We start from the raw sequence: 600 nt of genomic DNA, 5'->3' as shown, positions 1-600 counted from the left end.
TGAAGAAGTTACTTCGTCTGGATCCAATTGGCCGTTGCCATTCTTATCCAGTCCAACTTTAACAGTATGAGTACCGTCGTTGTTGTCTACTACTTGAGCCAATGATGGCTTACCATCTTCACCTTTGGCGCCTGTTGCGCCTGTTGCGCCAGTTTCACCTTTATCGCCTTTGGCTCCGGTCGCGCCTGTAGCACCAGTTTCACCTTTATCGCCCTTAGCTCCGGTTGCGCCTGTAGCACCAGTGGCACCGGTTGCCCCAGCTTTTCCATCCTTACCATCTTTGATGATTGTAGATGATGTTACTTCGCCTNGATCAAGCTCACCATTTCCGTTCTTATCNAGTCCGACTTGAACAGTGTGCGTGCCGTTGTTATTATCGACAACCTTAGCCAATGGAGATTTTCCATCCTTACCGTCTTTGACGATGGTAGATGAGGTTACTTCGTCTGGATCGAGCTGGCCATTGCCGTTCTTATCGAGTCCAACTTTAACAGTGTGCGTGCCGTTATTATTGTCTACGACTTGAGCCAATGATGGCTTGCCATCTTCACCTTTGGCTCCAGTTGCACCGGTAGCACCTGTTGCGCCAGCTTTTCCATC

The 600-nt window shown here is 49.3% G+C and carries 1 protein-coding gene; it reads right to left on the bottom strand.

Annotated elements, in window-relative coordinates; translation table 11 throughout:
- A partial coding sequence (locus D8792_RS11215) for a collagen-flanked surface repeat-containing protein (protein ID WP_142999411.1) occupies positions 1-600 on the bottom strand: 600 nt, incomplete at both ends.

It is taken from the genome of Streptococcus cristatus (assembly GCF_003943505.1).
GTDB classification, from domain to species: Bacteria; Bacillota; Bacilli; order Lactobacillales; family Streptococcaceae; genus Streptococcus; species Streptococcus cristatus_E.
The sequence above is the reverse complement of the archived record's forward strand: the minus strand, read 5'-3'. Positions and strand labels throughout refer to the sequence as shown.